Source organism: Streptomyces camelliae, assembly GCF_027625935.1.
Classification (GTDB): domain Bacteria; phylum Actinomycetota; class Actinomycetes; order Streptomycetales; family Streptomycetaceae; genus Streptomyces; species Streptomyces camelliae.
The window spans coordinates 131,440-147,751 of record NZ_CP115301.1; the positions used below are offsets into that span (position 1 = coordinate 131,440).

The following is a 16,312-nucleotide window of genomic DNA, read 5'->3' on the forward strand; positions in this document are numbered from 1 at the left end:
GGCGGCCTCGGGGCGGCCCCGGGCAAGCCGTCCGGATCCGGTCGTCACGCGACGCACACGCGTGGCACGGTGGCATGGTCGGACCCAGCATCAACCTGTCCGAGGAGACTGCGGTGACCGAGGTAGTGCTGCTGCGCAGCGGCAACCCCCGGCGGCTGACCGAGCCCGCGTGGCGCGGCACCGTCGAACTGTGCGCCAAGGCCGGCGTGCAGATCCTCAGCACGCCCCCCGACCCGCCGGGCGGCCCCGAAGACGCCCTCGGGCCCAGCCTGTTCACGCCGGTACCCGAGAACGCCACCGCCTCGGAGCTCGCCGCCCTGCTGGCCGAGCACGGCCCCGAACACATCGTGCACTGCGCCGATCCGGACGCTCTGGTACGGCGCGACGCCGAGGCCGCGCGCCGCTACGGGCACGCCCGCGGCCGCGCCGACGACGCGGAACGCACCGCCGCCGCCTTTGCCACCCTGCTGCACAAGGGCCGCACGCGGGACCTGTGCGAGCGCCTGGCCATCGATGTCGCCGACGGGGTGTGGGGCCCGGCGTCCGACGCACTGCTGCGGCGCCGGGCGAGCGAACTGCTCGGCCGGTACGGCCGGGTGCTGGTCAAGGACCCGGAAGGCTGGGCGAGCCGCGGCCAGAGCCAGACCGCCACACCGCACGAGCTGGACGCGGCACTGGACGCCTACGGTGAACACCCCGTCGTGGTGGAGGCGTTCGTCGCCGGTGAAGAGATCAGCGTCGAGGTGCTGACGCACCACGGGCAGCACCTGGTTCTCGGCTGGGCGGTGAAGGGCGGCACCGAGGAAGGCGGGCACCCTCTGCACCGGCTGCGCCTGGCACCGGCCGGGCCTGTACCGGCCGCGCTGGCCGACCGAGCGGTGCGACTGTGCGCCGCGGCCGGCCATGAAGGCATCGCCGAAGTGGAATTCGTCGTCGGCGCCGACGGCCGGGCCTGTGTCCTGGAATGCAACCCGCGCGTGAGCGCCATCTCCCGAGTTTTCGCCGTCGGCAACGGTTTCTCCTCCACCGAACTGGCCGTCAGGGCCGCACTCGGCGGACTGGCGTCCCTGCCCGAAGTGGCACGTGCGGAGGCCGTGGACCGGGCCCTGCCGGCCGACCTGCCGCCGGAGGCGCTCGCCTCGCTCGTCACCGCCCCCGGGGTCGCGTGGGTTCATCCGGTCACCGATGGCTTCCAGCCCCGAGTCCTGCTGGGCGGGGTGGCCGGCGGCGGCCGGACGGACGAAGCCGTACGGCAGGTGGCGGCGCTCACCGGAATCGACCTGACGGAGTCGTTGGAACAGCGCCGCGCGACCGCCAGAGCGCTTCTTTCAGATCACCGGATCGCCGACCTGGCGCGCCGCTGAGCGATGCCCGAGGGGACCGGAGGACCGGATCCAGCCGTTGTCATCGGACCGGACACCGAAGGGGGTGGCCGGTGACCACGTGGACCGGGCGTCGGTGACGCGGACCGGCCGGTTGCGGTGAACTCCGCCGTCGTCGGCGCCCCGGCACGCTGTCCGGGCCGGCATGAGGGGCTCCGGAACAGCGAGCTGCAGCATCATGCCCTCGGACGGTCCCGCGGCGGTCTGACCACGGAGTCTCACCTCGCGGCCGACGGGCACTGCCGCCCGCCGGCCTTCCGCCCCGGAGCCGTCCGGGTGAGTGACGCGGGCATCGGCATCCGGGCTGCGTGGCGATCCGCAAGAGATACCCCCTGACGCCTGCTTCCCGGACGGGACGGGCTCCACGAGCCAGGCGCGCTCGCCCGGCCGGTGCGCGACCAGGTGGCCCTGGGACGACGGATCCGAGACCCGCCTGAGCAGGCCGGCACCGGTCCCCTCAGTGGTCGGGCCGTGATTCGAGACAGATGAGTGTCTGCTGCCCGGTGGCGACGAGTGTCTTGTGTCCCTCGCTCACGCTGAAGACGTGCAGCTGGCACACCGTCAGCGTCCGGCCGGACTTCAGCACGGTACCCACCGCCTCGATGTGGTCGCCCACGGCGGGGGCCAGGAGGTTGATCTTGTATTCCACGGTGAGCACCGAGGAGTCCTCGGGGAAGAGCGTGAAGGCCGCGTAACCGCCGGCACTGTCGGCGATGGCGCTGGTGGCGCCGGCGTGAATGTACCCGTGCTGCTGGGCGACCTCCGTCCGCCTGGGCAGCGTGATATGCACTCGGCCGGGAGCGATGTGCGTGATGCGGGCGCCCAGATGGCGCATGAGCCCCTGCCGATCGAAGCTCCCCTGGATGCGGGCCTGCACTTCGGGGCTGACCCGGTCCTGCAGCGTCTGCTCTTCCACGACTCTCCTCGCTCTGCCGTTACCGAGGGTTGGGACCTTGCGGCCCGAGGGTAATTCCGATGTTCCCTTCGCTGCCAGCGATCTGCGAGGCAGCCATCACCTGCACCATCAGGCCACTCCCGCCGCTCGACCCGCCTCCCGCTCGACCAGGACGCCCTGCCCGCCGTTCCGCCAACGTGTGCGGAGGCGTCAGGTGAGGACAACTGCCCGAGCGGTTCGTTGCCGTGGTCCATCAGGACGTACCGGTGAACGCCCGGACCTGGAACTCATCTTCTCGATCGCGATGCCGCCCTGCGGGTCGGTGTCCACCAGGTAGGCGTCCTGTTCGTCGTAGCCGTACATGGCCACGACGGTTTCCGCGGCCAGCAGCTCAAGCCCGAGTACGGCGACGAGGTTCCTGGTGAGCTCGAACGGCTTGACCCGGCCTCCCAGGAAGGGAAAACCCATGCCCTTGCTGTCCCAGTGGATGAAGGACAGCCCGGAGCCGAGCCCGAACAGCATGGGCTCAGACACGTCGAGTCCCTCATGCCGCAGCAGCACGCCCAGCGCCGTGGTCTCGCAGTGCTGCATACCGCGGGCATCGATGCCTTTCACCATGGTCATGCCGCTCATTCTTCTCCCTCACCTGACGACGACGCCCCGGACGGGCCCCAGGCTCCCGTGCGCCGTATGCCGCGCGGGCGAGGGACCGTACGCGAAGAGCCCTACGTGACGCTCCAGGCGTCCGCAACCGGCCCGGCAGGCTCCCTCGTCAGGGAACGGCGGATCAGTCGAACATGGTTCAAGCCGGCTGGCGAGGGACCGCCGCTGAGGCCGTCGCCTGCTGCCGATCGAGCTTCTCCAGGACGCGGTCGCGGAGCAGCTCGTACTCCTCACGGAGCCTGCGCCATTCGGTCACCGGCGGGCGGGAAATCACGATGCCTCCGGTGACGATCTCCTCGGGTCCGAACTGCTCGCGGGTGAGGTCGATCTCGATGCCCATGCCCAGGCGGTTCCACCAGTGGTAGTCCACACGCTCTCCGGCGACGTGGACCTCTCCGCGAATCAACTCGCCTCCCAGCAGGTCATTGAGCACCATGGCGGTCACCCCGCACTGATCCCGGGCCGGATTGTCCTCGGTCCAGCGCGATCGGTATTCAGGCGTGCACGTCTCGGCACTCCAACTGCTGCGAACGGCTCGTTCGATGTCGGTGAGAAGCAACGGTGTCATGCCGGTGATCCTGCCTGCAGGCACTGACAACGGCCGGACTGGCAGACACGGCGACTGCAGGGCCGAGGCGCTCTCAGCCTGGCACGATCCGCGGATCTGACAACGAGTCATCGGTTCTCCCACCTGCGGATTCGGGTGAAGACTTCGCACGGGGGCGGCTCTGCGTGGCTGATTGACTTCCCCTGGGTGGGCTCGGAGGCTGAGTCGATCTGACATTACGTCAGCTAACGTGAGTGACGGAGGATTGCTGTGGGACAGAGGTCAGCCCCGCGACGCAACAGACTCCTGCCGGCCCTGCTCGGCACCCTGGCGTTGACGGCGGGCGGGGTCGCCCCCGCGGCGGCCGCACACGACCGGGAAGATCCGCAGGTGCTGCTCGTCTGCAACGCCAGCACCGTCAGCTGCCCGAGCAGCTCGACGCACCAGTACGGAACCATCCAGGCCGCCGTCGACGCCGCACGCACAGGCGACTGGGTGCTCGTCTGGCCCGGCGTCTACCACGAGAAGGCCACCAAGGAGGCGGGCGTGCTGATCACCACGCCCGGCATCCACATCCGCGGGCTGGACCGCAACCGGGTGGTCGTCGACGGCAGCAACGGCAGCGCGGCGCAGCCGTGCCCGGCCGACTCGACGCTGAAGGACACCACAGGCCGCAGCGGCATCGAAGTCTCCAAGGCCGACGACGTCTCCATCGAGAACCTCACCGTCTGCAACTACCTCTCCGGCACCGACGGCAGCGGCGGCAACCAGATCTGGTGGAACGGCGGCGACGGCAGCGGGCAGATCGGTCTGCACGGCTACCACGGCGCCTATCTGACCGCGACCTCCGGCTACGGCTCGGCCGACCCGAGCGCGTCGATGGCGCAGTACGGGATCTTCGCGTCCAACGCGACGGGCCCGGCGGAGATCGCGCACACCTATGCGTCCAACATGGGCGACTCCGACTACTACGTGGGCGCCTGCCGCAACATCTGCGGGGTGACGCTGACCGACGCGCACGGCCAGAACTCGGCCATCGGCTTCTCCGGCACCAACTCGGGCGGCTACACCATCAGCGACTCCGAGTTCGACAACAACCGCACCGGCATCGTCGTCAACTCGCTCAACAACGACGACGCGCCCCCACCTCAGGACGGCAGCTGCGTGGGCGCACCACAGCGCTCGTGCACCTTCATCGAGCACAACTTCATCCACGAGAACAACAACCCGAACGTCCCGGTGTCCGGGCTGGCCGGCGCCATCGGCGCCGGCATCGAGATCTCGGGCGGTCACGGCGACACGATCCGCGGCAACCGGATCGAGCGGCAGGGCAGCTGGGGCGTCGTGCTGCACGACTTCCCCGACAGCGAGACCCCGCCGCCGCTGAGCCACTGCCAGGGCGGGGTGCAGCTGACCGGCGTCTGCGTGTTCCTCTCCTACGGGAACGTGGTGGCGGCCAACCAGTTCAGCGGCAACGGCTCCTTCGGCAACCCGACCAACGGGGACCTTGCCAACGAGTCGACGACGGCCCCGCACAACTGCTTCTTCGGGAACCGGGGGACCGGCGGTGGCGCGCCGACCAGCGACCCGGCGTCGATCCAGAGCCGTGCGGTGGACGGCCCGCCGTGCGGCCAGGGCGCGGGGGTCGGCGACGACCAGCTGCTCGCCGGCGAGCTGGTGTGCGCGGCGGGCTTCGGCCCCTGCCCGGTCCCGGACGCGGCCTATCCGCAGCGGACCCGCCTCGAACTGGCGTCGTCTGCCCCGCAGGTCAGCATGCGGCGTCCGTGCGCGGGTCTGCCGAAGAACGCGTTCTGCGGGTAGCCGTTTCCGGTGCCCGGCTCAGCGGCCCGAGCTGCTGAGCCGGACACCGGGGACACCGATGAGCACGAAGCCGACGGAGATCGGCTTGAGCGCGGAGGCGAGGTTGCCACGCCAGACTCCTCCCAAAGACGGCGATGCCCGCCCCGCCCAAGCTCGACCAGTGCTCAACCCCGGCTCGCCACCCACTCCTCGAAGCTGGGCCCCGCCAGCTTCGCATGCGGGCTGGGCAGCAGGCCGCCGCCCGCGTAGGTCTCCGCGTCAGGGTCGTTCGCGTCCGGGGTGTCGACGGCGATGACCCGGATGCCGCGGCGGGCGCCGAGGAGGGCGGCTGCCTCGGCCAGGGTTTCCTTGCGGGGGCCGGCGATTTCCGGGATCGGGGTTTCGGGGGTGGGGTGTGCGGGGGCGTCGGGGGAGAGGGCCAGGTCGGCCAGGGCCTCGGCCACCGTGCGGGCGGACACGGGCTGGCTGGGCCAGGCCGGGATGTGGGCCACGCCGTCCTGTTGCCGGTCCAGGTGCTCGGCGACGTACTCGTGGAACTGCGCGGCGCGCAGGATGCGGGCCGGTAGCGGACCGGCCAGGCTGAGCTGCTCGTGCACCTGCTTGGCGGCCAGGAAGCCGGCGGCGAACCGGTCGGCGCCGATGACGGAGGCGACGACGATGTGGCTGACGCCCGCTTTCCGGCCGGCCTCGTGCAGGGCACGGGTGGATGCGTGGAAGAACTCTGCTGCGGCCTGCTGGTCGGAGGCGGGCCAGGACGCGGCGTCGATGATGACGTCGACCCCGGTGAGTGCCTCGGCAAGGCCCTGACCGGTGACGATGTCCACTCCGCAGGCCCGTGACATCGGCACGGTTTCGTAGCCCCGTTCCGTGAGGACGTCGACGATGTGGCGTCCCAGCCGTCCGGTTGCTCCCGCCACTGCGAACGTGATGGTCCTACTCATGATCCAGTCCCTCCTGTGCACCCGGAATGCGTTGCCGAGTACTACGACGACGTGGGGCCGCGGACTGTGAGGTGATGTCCGCGCCGCCTGACAGTTCGCGGTGCTGTCCCGTCGGACAGGTGACGGCAGATGCGATGTGAGGAGATGTCGACACCATGAGCACCCGATCCCCGCAGCGAGACGAACGACTGGATCCGAGCCTGGGCGCGGTCATGCGTGAGCGGCGTGCGCTGATCAATCTGGCGTACCGGCTGCTGGGTTCGCTGGCCGATGCCGAGGATGTCGTGCAGGAGACGTGCGCCCGCTGGTATGCCATGACGCCGGTTCAGCAGGAGGCCATCGAGTCGCCCGGGGCCTGGCTCGCCAAGGTCGCCGGACGTATCTGCCTGGACCTGCTCGGCTCGGCACGGGCCAGGCGGGAGACGTATGTGGGCCAGTGGCTGCCCGAGCCCGTTCCCGACCGTACCCGGTGGGTCAGCTCCCGCACCGGCAGCTCCGCCGTGGATCCGGCCGACCGGGTCACCCTCGACGAGTCCGTCACCATGGCCTTCCTCGTCGTACTGGAATCGCTCACCCCGGCCGAACGCGTCGCCTTCGTCCTGCACGACGTCTTCCGCTACCCCTTCGACGACATCGCCGACATCGTCGGCCGCACCCCGGCCGCCTGCCGCCAGCTCGCCTCCTGCGCCCGTCGTCGTATCCGCGACGCACAGACCCCCAGCGCCTCCAGCGCCCAACGCGCCGAGGTGGTCAGTGACTTCCGGCAGGCGTGGGAGGCCCAGGACATCAAGGCCCTGATCGGGCTGCTCGACCCCGACGTCCTGGCCGTCGCCGACGGCGGCGGTATCGTCAACGCCACCCTCGAACCCGTCCACGGCAGCGAACAGGTCGCCCGCACCTTCGTCGACCTCGCCGGCCTGCCAGGCGTCTCGATCCTGGAGTGCGCTGTCAACGGCCAGCCCGGACTCGTCGTACAGCGCGACGGCATCGCCTTGTCCGTGCTCGCCTTCGCCGTGACCGACGGCCGTATCCAGCGGATCTGGGCCGTCCGCAATCCTCACAAACTCCGGCCGTGGAGCGCATGACCGGAGGCTTCGGTCGCTTCGGTCGCTGTTGTGGTGCGTGCGCGCCGTATGAGCTGCGGCGTCGTTCCACTCCGCAGGCAGCTACCGGCGGTTCCGCGCCGGGTCCATCGTGTTTCGAGCCCGGCTCGTTCGGGGCTGGGCATCGTGACGGGGACACGGGTGGACTCGCCCGCGAAACGGAGCGACCCAAGCGACCGAAGGAGACCTCGTGCGCATTGCGGTGACCGGATCCATTGCCACCGACCATCTGATGGTCTTCCCCGGGCGGTTCACCGAGCAGTTGCTGCCCGACCAGCTCGCCCATCTCTCGCTCTCCTTCCTCGTCGACCGGCTGGAGGTGCGCAGGGGCGGGGTCGCGGCGAACATCGCCTACGGGCTCGGCGGCTTCGGACTGTCTCCCTTGCTGGTCGGAGCAGTCGGCTCCGACTTCGCCGAGTACGAGGTGTGGCTGAAGGACCACGGTGTCGACACCGCGGGCGTACGGGTCTCCGGCGAGCGGCAGACGGCACGCTTCCTGTGCATCACCGACGATGAGGCCAACCAGATCGCCGCGTTCTACGCGGGCGCGATGGCGGAGGCCTGCGACATCGACCTGGGCGCACTGCTCACCGCAACCGGAACCGCAACCGCAGCCGGATCCGAGCGTCCCGGGCTCGTCCTGGTCTCGCCCGACGATCCAGCGGCGATGCTGCGCCACACCGCCGCCTGCCGGGCCCTCGGCATCCCCTTCGCCGCCGATCCCTCGCAGCAGCTGGCCCGCCTGGACGGTGACCAGGTCCGCGACCTGGCGGACGGCGCCGCCTGGCTGTTCACCAACGAGTACGAGGCCGCCCTGCTCAAGGAGCGCACGGGCTGGAGCGACGGTGACGTCCTCGCCGCGGTCGGCGTCTGGGTCACCACCCTGGGCGCACAGGGTGTGCGCATCGAACGCGCCGGATCGGCCCCCCTCGTCGTCCCCGCGGTCCACGACGCCGAGACGCTCGACCCGACCGGGGTCGGCGACGCGTTCCGCGCCGGGTTCCTGGCCGCCGTCAGCCTTGGGGTGCCGCTCGAACCCGCGGCCCGCCTGGGCTGTGCGCTGGCCTCCGTGGCCCTCGGCGCGGTGGGGTCGCAGTGCCACGAGGTCGACCGGGGCGAGCTGTCCGCCGTCGTCGAGCGTGCCTACGGCCCCGGCGCGGCCGAACCCCTCGCCCTCGTCCTGGGCGCGACCAGCACCGGAGGCCGGCCGTGACGACGCTGCGCGAGGTCCTCGACCGTCGGACCCCTTCCATCTCCTTCGAGTTCTTCCCGCCGAAGACGGACGCCGGGATGCGCAACCTGTGGCACGCGATCCGCCAGGTCGAGCGGCTGGCACCGGACTTCGTGTCGGTCACCTACGGCGCGGGGGGTTCGTCGCGGGACCGTACCGTCGAGGTGACGAAACGGATCTCGACCGAGACGACGCTGCGGCCCGTCGCCCATCTCACCGCGGTCGGACACTCGGTGGCAGAACTGCGCCACATCATCGGCCAGTACGCCGACGCCGGGGTCCGGGACGTCCTGGTCCTGCGCGGGGATCCGCCGGGCGACCCGAACGCACCGTGGGTCGCCCACCCCGACGGCTTCACCTACGCCCACGAACTGGTCTCTCTGGTAAGGGAGTTGGGCGACTTCAGCATCGGTGTCGCGGCCTTCCCCGAGCGTCATCCGCGGTCCCGTGACTGGGACAGCGACATCCGTCACTTCGTCGCCAAGTGCCGGGCCGGCGCCGACTACGCCATCACCCAGATGTTCTTCCACGTCGAGGACTATCTGCGGCTGCGCGACCGGGTGGCCGCCGTGGGCTGTGACATCCCCATCATCCCGGAGATCATGCCGGCCACCGACGCCCGCCAGATCGGCCGTTTCGCCGAACTCAGCGGGGCTGCCTTTCCCGAGGAGCTCGCGCACCGCCTGGAGGCCGTGCGGGACGATCCCGCGCAGGGGCATCGCATCGGAGTCGAGTACGCCACCGCCATGGCCGAGCGCCTCCTTGCCGAAGGGGCTCCCGGACTGCACTACATCACGCTCAACCGGTCGACCGCGGCGCCCGAGATCCACCGGGCCGTACAGGACTCCTGGAGCGCCCGGCGCGCCCTCGCACCGCACCGCTGACTCCACCGCCCTGCCGGAAACGGGAGGGGCACGTCGGGGGCATGACCCGGTCCTGGTCATGCCCCTCGTGGGCCCGGCCGGGCAGCTCAGTCCGCCCGGCCGGCCTCGCGGAGGACGGCGCAGGCCTCGGCCACCGGATCGGCGTGCCCGGCCCCGGCGGGCGGGGCGACCAGGTGCATGCGCTGTACCCGTCCGTCGCCGGCGTCGAGCGCTATGGCCTGCAGGACCGCGCCGTCCCGGCCCCGGAAGACCGACCCGGGGCGGCCGTTCACCTGGCACTCCTCCAGGGTGACGCCCACCCGCAGCAGCGGCGGGACGATCGCGGTGAGCAGCCTGGCGATGTTCCAGGCGCCCGTGACGCATGTGGGCCAGGGCAGCGGAGCACGGCCGCCGTCGCTGACCGCGGCGACAGCGGCGACGATGCGGCGACTCGCCTCCTGCGAGCATCCGAGGGCCGACGCGATCTGCGCGTGGCCGCACCCGAACGCCTCCCGCAGCACGAAGACGGCGCGTTCGAGCGGGGACAGCCGCTCCAGCACCATCAGGGCCGACAGCGACAGTGACTCCTCCAGGTCCGCCGGACGGTCCGGGTCCGTCACCACGCGGGTGAGCAGCGGCCCGACCAGCTCGCCCTGTGTGACACGGGCCGAGTGCAGGGCCCGGGCCGCGATCCGGGTGATGTCGGCCGCCAGATGCCCTTCGACGGACGCGGGCCCCGTCGGCTGCGCCGTCCAGCGCAGCCGGGCCGTCTGTACCGCGTAGTGAGCCGCACGCGCATCGCCCAGGATCCGGTAGGCGATCGCGAACAGCAGCGGCCGTAGCCTCGCGAACTCCTCAGCTCTGGTCACACCGGCTCCTCGGGGCTGGCTGCGGGCGGCCGTCACCCGGTTCGCTCACCGAAAGGCGTGCCCGCCGACGGGGGATGAGCAGCGGGCACGCCTCGGAAGGGGGGTTCTCGCGACCCATCCTAGGTCCGGCACGATCGCCAAGTCCCCTGCGGACAAGGGAAGTTCGAGTTCAGTTGCAGCACGGTTCCAGAATCGGCGGTGCGGCACGTGCCCGGGCGAACAGAACTCAACCGGACCTCAAGTCCCTTCGCCAATACTCGGGCCAGTACGGAAAAACTCGTGAACGGCTCGGTGATGGCCTCAGAGACTTAGGGAAGTTGACGCAATGACCAGCACCCGAATCTGCCCCGTGGAAGCCGTCGAGGACGCGTTGCGCCGGTTCTTCGCCGACCGCCGCACGGAGGCCGCGGAGATCGGTGCGGCCTGCGCCGACGCGGTCACCGAGCTGGAGACCTATGTGCTGCGCGGCGGCAAGCGTGTACGGCCCACCTTCGCATGGCTCGGCTGGATCGGCGCCGGGGGCGACGCGCAGGACCCCACGGCCGACGCGGTGGTGCGTGTCTGTGCCGCGCTGGAGCTGCTCCACGCCTCGCTCCTCGTCCACGACGACGTCATCGACGCGGCCCCGACCCGCCGTGGCGCCCGCGCCGCGCATGTGATCTTCGCCGACCGGCACCGGGAGCTGTGCTGGACCGGCGACGCGGAACTGTACGGTACGGGCGCCGCGATCCTCATCGGAGACATGGCCCAGGGATGGGCCGACGACCTGGTCCACACCTCCGGGCTGCCGGTACCGGCGCTGACGCGGGTGTCCCCGGTGTGGTCGGGCCTGCGCACCGAGGTCCTGCACGGACAGATGCTCGACCTGACGGCCGAGGTCTCGGGCGACGAGGACATCGACACGCCGCTGCGGGTCAACCAGTACAAGACGGCCTCCTACACAGTGGCGCGCCCGCTGCACATCGGCGGCGCGATCGCCGGCGCGGACGCCGAACTCATCGCCGCCTACCGCGCGTTCGGGGACGAGATCGGTGTCGCCTTCCAGCTGCGCGACGACATCCTGGGTGTGTTCGGCTCCTCGGAGGAGACCGGCAAGCCGTCCGGCGGCGACCTGATCCAGGGCAAGCGCACCACCCTGTTCGCGGCGGCGCTGAAGTATGCCGACGAGCAGGACCCGGACGCGGCGAAGTTCCTCCGCACCAAGATCGGCACGCCGCTCACCGACGACGAGCTCACCGCCATGCGTGCCGTCATCACCGAGGTGGGCGCGGTGGAGCATGTCGAACGCGACATCGAGCGCCGTACCGACAGGGCGCTCGCCGCGCTGCGGGCGAGCAGCGCCACCGACTTCGCGAAGCACCAGCTGACCGTCATGGCGATCAGTGCGACGCAGCGGACGTCGTGACGCGCGCGCGATGCTCAACTCCCGCCACACGCAGTCCCGTTGGGGTGATCCAGGTCACCCCAAGGGGATATTGTTGGGAAGAGTTGGCATGTGTCACCATTTGTGTACATCCCTCCTGCCCGGAACATGTGTGAGCTCAGTCTGAGCCCATGTGTGGGGCAGTGAGCCGGCACTCTGTTCGCCGGCCTGTACGGGCAAGCCCTTGTCGCTGCCCCTCCCGCATCAGCCCCCTCGCTCTGACGGGGCTTCGGCTGCTCATCTTTCCTTCACTCTCCGACACCACACAGGGGTCCACTGTGTCCGAATCCGCAGACACCACTGCACGCACCGACGCATTCGCCGACGATGCCGAGGTGCGCAGCCACAACCGCGCCATCGTCGAGCAGTACATGAACACCAGGGGCCAGGACCGGCTGCGCCGGCACGAGCTGTTCACCGAGGACGGCGTCGGCGGTCTGTGGACCACCGACACCGGCTCGCCCGTCGCCACCCACGGCCGGGACCGGCTCGGCGAGCACGCCGTCTGGTCCCTGAAGTGCTTCCCGGACTGGGAGTGGTACAACGTCCGGATTTTCGAGACCGACGACCCCAACCACTTCTGGGTGGAGTGCGACGGCCACGGAAAGATCCTTTTCGGGGACTATCCGGAGGGCTACTACGAGAACCACTTCCTGCACTCGTTCGAGTTCGAGAACGGGAAGATCAAGCGGCAGCGCGAGTTCATGAACCCCTTCCAGCAGCTGCGGGCCCTCGGCATCCCCGTCCCCGAGATCAAGCGCACGGGAATCCCCACCTGACCGGACGGCTGACGCGAACGACAACCTCTGGATCGGAGTACCCATGAAGGACGTCGCGAAGGACGTCATCGACGAGATACGTGTCCGCGAGGCGCTGCAGCAGCCCCAGTGGAGCGATCTTCTCCAACTGAGCCGCGTGGGCGAGGCACTCGCCACCCGCCCCACCCTCGTACAGTCCGACGACGTGGCCACCCTGCGCACCCTGCTCGGCGCCGTGGCCGCCGGCGAGGCCCTGGTGGTGCAGTCCGGGGACTGTGCCGAGGATCCGCAGGAGTGCCGGCCCGAGCACGTCGCGCGCAAGGTGGCGGTGCTCGACCTGCTCGCCGGGACGCTCGGCCTGATCACCGGCAGGCCCGTCCTGCGCGCGGGCCGCATCGCGGGGCAGTTCGCCAAGCCCCGGTCCAAGCCCACCGAGGACATCGACGGCGTCGAACTCCCCGTGTTCCGGGGCCACATGGTCAACGGCCCGGAGCCGGACGCCGAGATCCGCCGGGCCGACCCGCTGCGCATCCTCACCGGTTACATGGCCGCCAGCGACGTGATCGACCACCTGGGCTGGCGTGAGCGTGCCGCGGGCCGGGACGTGGCGAGCCCCCAGGTGTGGACGAGCCACGAGGCGCTGCTCCTCGACTACGAGATCCCCATGCTCCGCATCGACGAGCAGGGCCGGCTGTTCCTCGGCTCCACCCACTGGCCGTGGATCGGCGAGCGCACCCGCCAGGCCGACGGCGCCCACGTCGCCATGCTCTCGCAGGTGACCAACCCGGTGGCGTGCAAGGTCGGACCCTCGATGGAGCCCGAGGAGCTGCTGGCCCTGTGCGAGCGGCTCGACCCCTGGCGCGACCCGGGCAAGCTCACCCTGATCGCGCGGATGGGCGCCGGCAACGTCGCCGACCGGCTGCCGCGCCTGGTCGAGGCGGTGCGCGAGGCCGGTCACCCGGCGATCTGGCTCACCGACCCGGTGCACGGCAACACCGTCACCGCGCCGAGCGGCCACAAGACCCGGCTCGTGGAGACCCTCGCCCTGGAGGTCTCCCGCTTCGTGACCGCCGTACGCGACGCCGGCGGCGTCCCCGGCGGCCTGCACCTGGAGACGACGCCCGACGACGTCACGGAGTGCGCCGCCACCGAGGCCGACCTCGGCTCCGTCGGCGAGCGCTACACCACCTTCTGCGACCCCCGCCTCACGCCGTGGCAGGCCGTGTCCGTGATCTCGTCCTGGGCCGCCTGACCCCCCACGCACCGAGCAGGAACAGGAACCGAAGCCATGACCGGCATACCCCCCATCTCCGCCTACCCGCTGCCCGCCGAGGGCGACCTGCCGCCGGCCGCCGTGCCCTGGAAGGCCGAGCCCGACCGGTCGGTCCTTCTCGTCCACGACATGCAGCGCTACTTCCTCAAGCCGTTCCCCGACCCCCTGCGCCAGGACCTGATCCGTCACGCCGCCGAGCTGCGCGAGCGCTGTGCCGCGCTCGGCGTCCCCGTCGCCTACACCGCCCAGCCCGGCGGCATGACCGACGAACAGCGCGGTCTGCTCAAGGACTTCTGGGGTCCGGGCATGCGGACCTCGCCCGAGGACCGCCAGGTGGTCGACGCCCTCGCCCCGGCCGCACACGACTGGCTGCTCACCAAGTGGCGCTACAGCGCCTTCTTCAGGACCGACCTGCTCCAGCGGATGCGGGCCGCGGGCCGCGACCAGCTCATCCTGTGCGGTGTGTACGCCCACGTCGGTGTGCTGGCCACCGCCGTCGAGGCATTCACGAACGACATCCAGACGTTCTTCGTCGCCGACGCCACGGCCGACTTCTCGCAGGACTACCACCGCTCGGCCCTCACCTACGCCGCGGAGCGCTGCGCCCGCGTCGTCACCGCCAAGGAGGTGTTCGCATGACCTACGCCGATCTGCTCGACCAGGCGCTGAACGGCCCGGCGCAGCCCTACGCCCTGCTGCACCGGCCCGGTGCGACCGGCCCCGGGGCCGTGGAGGTGCTGACGGGCGAGGTGTCCCTGCCCGCCTCCCTGGCCGACATCGCGCTGCCCGAGGGCCCGGCGGACGGCACCGGCGCGCGCCACGAGGTCCTCGTCGTCATGCCGTACCGGCAGCTGACCGAACGCGGCTTCGCCTGCGCCGACGACGGCACCCCGCTGGTGGCGATGACCGTCACCGGCCAGCAGCGGCTGCCCCTTGAGGAGGCGCTGGCCCGCATCCCCGACGTACCGACCCCGCTGGCCGGCGGCGGCTTCGACGTGGACGACGAGGCGTACGAGGAGGTCGTGCGCCGCATCGTCAAGGAGATGATCGGCACCGGGGAGGGCGCGAACTTCGTCATCAAGCGCACCTTCGTCGCCGACATCACGGACTACGGGCCGCGCAGCGCCCCCGCGCTGTTCCGCCGGCTCCTGCAGCGCGAGTCCGGTGCCCACTGGACCTTCCTGATCCACACCGGCACCCGCACGCTCGTCGGTGCCTCGCCCGAGCGGCACATCAGCCTCCAGGGCGGTACGGCGGTCATGAACCCCATCAGCGGCACCTACCGCTACCCGTCGTCCGGCCCCACGCTCTCGGGCGTCCTGGAGTTCCTCGGCGACCGCAAGGAGACCGACGAGCTGTACATGGTCCTCGACGAGGAACTCAAGATGATGGCGCGGATCTGCCCCGGCGGCGGCCGGGTCGTGGGCCCCTACCTCAAGGAGATGGCCCGGGTCGCGCACACCGAGTACTTCATCGAGGGGCACACCGGCCGCGACGTACGCGACATCCTGCGCGAGACCATGTTCGCGCCCACGGTCACCGGCAGCCCGCTGGAGAGCGCCTGCCGGATCATCACGCAGTACGAGCCCGGCGGCCGCGGCTACTACAGCGGGGCGGCGGCGCTGATCGGGCGGGACGACGCCGGCGAGCGGGTCATGGACTCCGCGATCCTCATCCGCACCGCCGACATCAGCCCCGAGGGCCGCATCGGGATCGGCGTCGGCGCCACCATCGTGCGCCACTCCGACCCGGCGTCCGAGGCCGCGGAGACCCGCGCCAAGGCGGCCGGAGTCGTCGCCGCGCTGGGCGGGGAGGAGAAGGCCCGCTTCGCCGACCACCCCAGCGTGCGCCAGGCCCTGGGGCTGCGCAACGACTCCATCGCCGACTTCTGGCTCACCGACACCGAGGCGCGCGCGGCGGCCCGGCCGGAGCTGGCCGGGCGCAGGGTCCTCGTCGTGGACGCCGAGGACACCTTCACGTCCATGCTGGACCAGCAACTGCGCTCCCTGGGCCTTGAGGTCACGGTCCGCCGCTTCGACGAGCCGTACACCTTCGACGGGCACGACCTGATCGTGATGGGGCCGGGGCCGGGCGATCCGCAGGAGGTGGCGCACCCCAAGATGCGCCACCTGCACACGGCGGTGGACACCCTGCTGCGCGAAGGCCGGCCGTTCTTCGCGGTGTGCCTCAGCCACCAGGTCCTCGGCCTGCGCCTCGGCCTGCCGCTGCGCCGCAGGGAGGTGCCCAACCAGGGCGTGCAGAAGCGGATCGACCTGTTCGGCGGCGCCGAACGCGTCGGCTTCTACAACACCTTCGCGCTCGTCGCCGAGCACGACGAGTTCGAGGTGGACGGCGTGGGCCCGGTCCGGGTCAGCCGGGACCCGGCCACCGGGGAGGTGCACGCCCTGAGCGGCCCCCGGTTCGCCTCCCTGCAGTTCCACCCGGAGTCCGTGCTGACCAGGGAAGGGCCGCGCATCGTGGGCACGCGCCTGGCCGCGCTGCTCGCGCCGGCCGGGGCCGCCGCCCGCCGGGCCTGAGGGCCC

14 protein-coding genes and 1 pseudogene are annotated in these 16,312 nt (G+C 71.0%); 10 read left to right on the top strand and 5 right to left on the bottom strand.

Annotation, left to right across the window (positions count from 1 at the left end; genetic code table 11):
* Positions 1–113 precede the first annotated feature (113 nt).
* Entirely contained in the window at positions 114–1,364 is a 1,251-nt protein-coding gene (locus O1G22_RS43700) for an ATP-grasp domain-containing protein (RefSeq protein WP_270086826.1), read from the top strand.
* A 475-nt stretch (positions 1,365–1,839) separates the two neighbouring features.
* Here O1G22_RS43700 and O1G22_RS43705 read toward each other — a convergent pair whose 3' ends face one another.
* From O1G22_RS43705 to O1G22_RS43715, 3 genes and pseudogenes are all read right to left on the bottom strand, one after another.
* Positions 1,840–2,217 carry a PaaI family thioesterase gene (locus tag O1G22_RS43705; protein ID WP_428986543.1) on the bottom strand — a complete coding sequence of 126 codons (378 nt, stop codon included), beginning with the start codon at positions 2,215–2,217 and terminating at the stop codon, positions 1,840–1,842.
* Between the two features lie 273 nt (positions 2,218–2,490).
* Positions 2,491–2,901 (bottom strand): annotated as a pseudogene (locus tag O1G22_RS43710) (BtrH N-terminal domain-containing protein); the annotation flags it as partial.
* A 178-nt stretch (positions 2,902–3,079) separates the two neighbouring features.
* Positions 3,080–3,508, bottom strand: a complete 429-nt coding sequence (locus O1G22_RS43715; protein WP_270086828.1) for a YunG family protein — start codon at positions 3,506–3,508, stop codon at positions 3,080–3,082.
* Positions 3,509–3,757: 249 nt separating this feature from the next.
* Here O1G22_RS43715 and O1G22_RS43720 point away from each other — a divergent pair, with 249 nt between their 5' ends.
* Entirely contained in the window at positions 3,758–5,308 is a 1,551-nt protein-coding gene (locus tag O1G22_RS43720; RefSeq protein ID WP_270086829.1) for a right-handed parallel beta-helix repeat-containing protein, read from the top strand.
* A gap of 164 nt (positions 5,309–5,472) precedes the next feature.
* On the opposite strand, the gene O1G22_RS43725 is transcribed toward O1G22_RS43720, so the two are convergent.
* Positions 5,473–6,249, bottom strand: coding sequence for an SDR family oxidoreductase (locus O1G22_RS43725; protein WP_270086830.1), 777 nt, complete (start codon positions 6,247–6,249; stop codon positions 5,473–5,475).
* 155 nt (positions 6,250–6,404) lie between these two features.
* On the opposite strand from O1G22_RS43725, the gene sigJ reads away from it, so the two are divergent.
* From sigJ to metF, 3 genes are all read left to right on the top strand, one after another.
* Entirely contained in the window at positions 6,405–7,334 is a 930-nt protein-coding gene (sigJ, locus tag O1G22_RS43730) for an RNA polymerase sigma factor SigJ (protein WP_270086831.1), read from the top strand.
* Positions 7,335–7,542: 208 nt separating this feature from the next.
* Entirely contained in the window at positions 7,543–8,565 is a 1,023-nt protein-coding gene (locus tag O1G22_RS43735; protein ID WP_270086832.1) for a carbohydrate kinase family protein, read from the top strand.
* Positions 8,562–9,467 (top strand): methylenetetrahydrofolate reductase [NAD(P)H], encoded by a 906-nt coding sequence (gene metF, locus O1G22_RS43740; protein ID WP_270086833.1) that lies wholly within the window; start codon positions 8,562–8,564, stop codon positions 9,465–9,467. The genes O1G22_RS43735 and metF overlap by 4 nt, the downstream gene beginning before the upstream one ends.
* Positions 9,468–9,553: 86 nt before the next feature.
* Here metF and O1G22_RS43745 read toward each other — a convergent pair whose 3' ends face one another.
* Positions 9,554–10,315 (bottom strand): sigma factor-like helix-turn-helix DNA-binding protein, encoded by a 762-nt coding sequence (locus O1G22_RS43745; protein ID WP_270086834.1) that lies wholly within the window; start codon positions 10,313–10,315, stop codon positions 9,554–9,556.
* A gap of 325 nt (positions 10,316–10,640) precedes the next feature.
* Here O1G22_RS43745 and O1G22_RS43750 point away from each other — a divergent pair, with 325 nt between their 5' ends.
* From O1G22_RS43750 to O1G22_RS43770, 5 genes are all read left to right on the top strand, one after another.
* Positions 10,641–11,720: a polyprenyl synthetase family protein gene (locus O1G22_RS43750; RefSeq protein WP_270086835.1), complete on the top strand. Its 1,080-nt coding sequence runs from the start codon at positions 10,641–10,643 to the stop codon at positions 11,718–11,720.
* 296 nt (positions 11,721–12,016) lie between these two features.
* Entirely contained in the window at positions 12,017–12,517 is a 501-nt protein-coding gene (locus tag O1G22_RS43755; RefSeq protein ID WP_270086836.1) for a PhzA/PhzB family protein, read from the top strand.
* 43 nt (positions 12,518–12,560) lie between these two features.
* On the top strand, positions 12,561–13,748 hold the full coding sequence (locus O1G22_RS43760; RefSeq protein WP_270086837.1) for a 3-deoxy-7-phosphoheptulonate synthase: 1,188 nt from the start codon (positions 12,561–12,563) through the stop codon (positions 13,746–13,748).
* A 36-nt stretch (positions 13,749–13,784) separates the two neighbouring features.
* Entirely contained in the window at positions 13,785–14,408 is a 624-nt protein-coding gene (locus tag O1G22_RS43765) for an isochorismatase family protein (protein WP_270086838.1), read from the top strand.
* A complete protein-coding gene (locus tag O1G22_RS43770; protein WP_270086839.1) occupies positions 14,405–16,306 on the top strand; it encodes a chorismate-binding protein in 1,902 nt (633 codons plus the stop codon). Before O1G22_RS43765 ends, O1G22_RS43770 begins: the two co-directional genes overlap by 4 nt.
* Positions 16,307–16,312: the final 6 nt, after the last annotated feature.

What these genes read in the sequence shown, in the direction of transcription:
- O1G22_RS43770 (WP_270086839.1), top strand. Translation starts at nt 14,405, where the DNA reads ATGACCTACGCCGATCTGCTCGACCAGGCGCTGAACGGCCCGGCGCAG.
- O1G22_RS43715 (WP_270086828.1), bottom strand. Translation starts at nt 3,508, where the DNA reads ATGACACCGTTGCTTCTCACCGACATCGAACGAGCCGTTCGCAGCAGT.
- O1G22_RS43765 (WP_270086838.1), top strand. Translation starts at nt 13,785, where the DNA reads ATGACCGGCATACCCCCCATCTCCGCCTACCCGCTGCCCGCCGAGGGC.
- sigJ (WP_270086831.1), top strand. Translation starts at nt 6,405, where the DNA reads ATGAGCACCCGATCCCCGCAGCGAGACGAACGACTGGATCCGAGCCTG.
- O1G22_RS43760 (WP_270086837.1), top strand. Translation starts at nt 12,561, where the DNA reads ATGAAGGACGTCGCGAAGGACGTCATCGACGAGATACGTGTCCGCGAG.
- O1G22_RS43750 (WP_270086835.1), top strand. Translation starts at nt 10,641, where the DNA reads ATGACCAGCACCCGAATCTGCCCCGTGGAAGCCGTCGAGGACGCGTTG.
- O1G22_RS43705 (WP_428986543.1), bottom strand. Translation starts at nt 2,217, where the DNA reads ATGCGCCATCTGGGCGCCCGCATCACGCACATCGCTCCCGGCCGAGTG.
- O1G22_RS43725 (WP_270086830.1), bottom strand. Translation starts at nt 6,249, where the DNA reads ATGAGTAGGACCATCACGTTCGCAGTGGCGGGAGCAACCGGACGGCTG.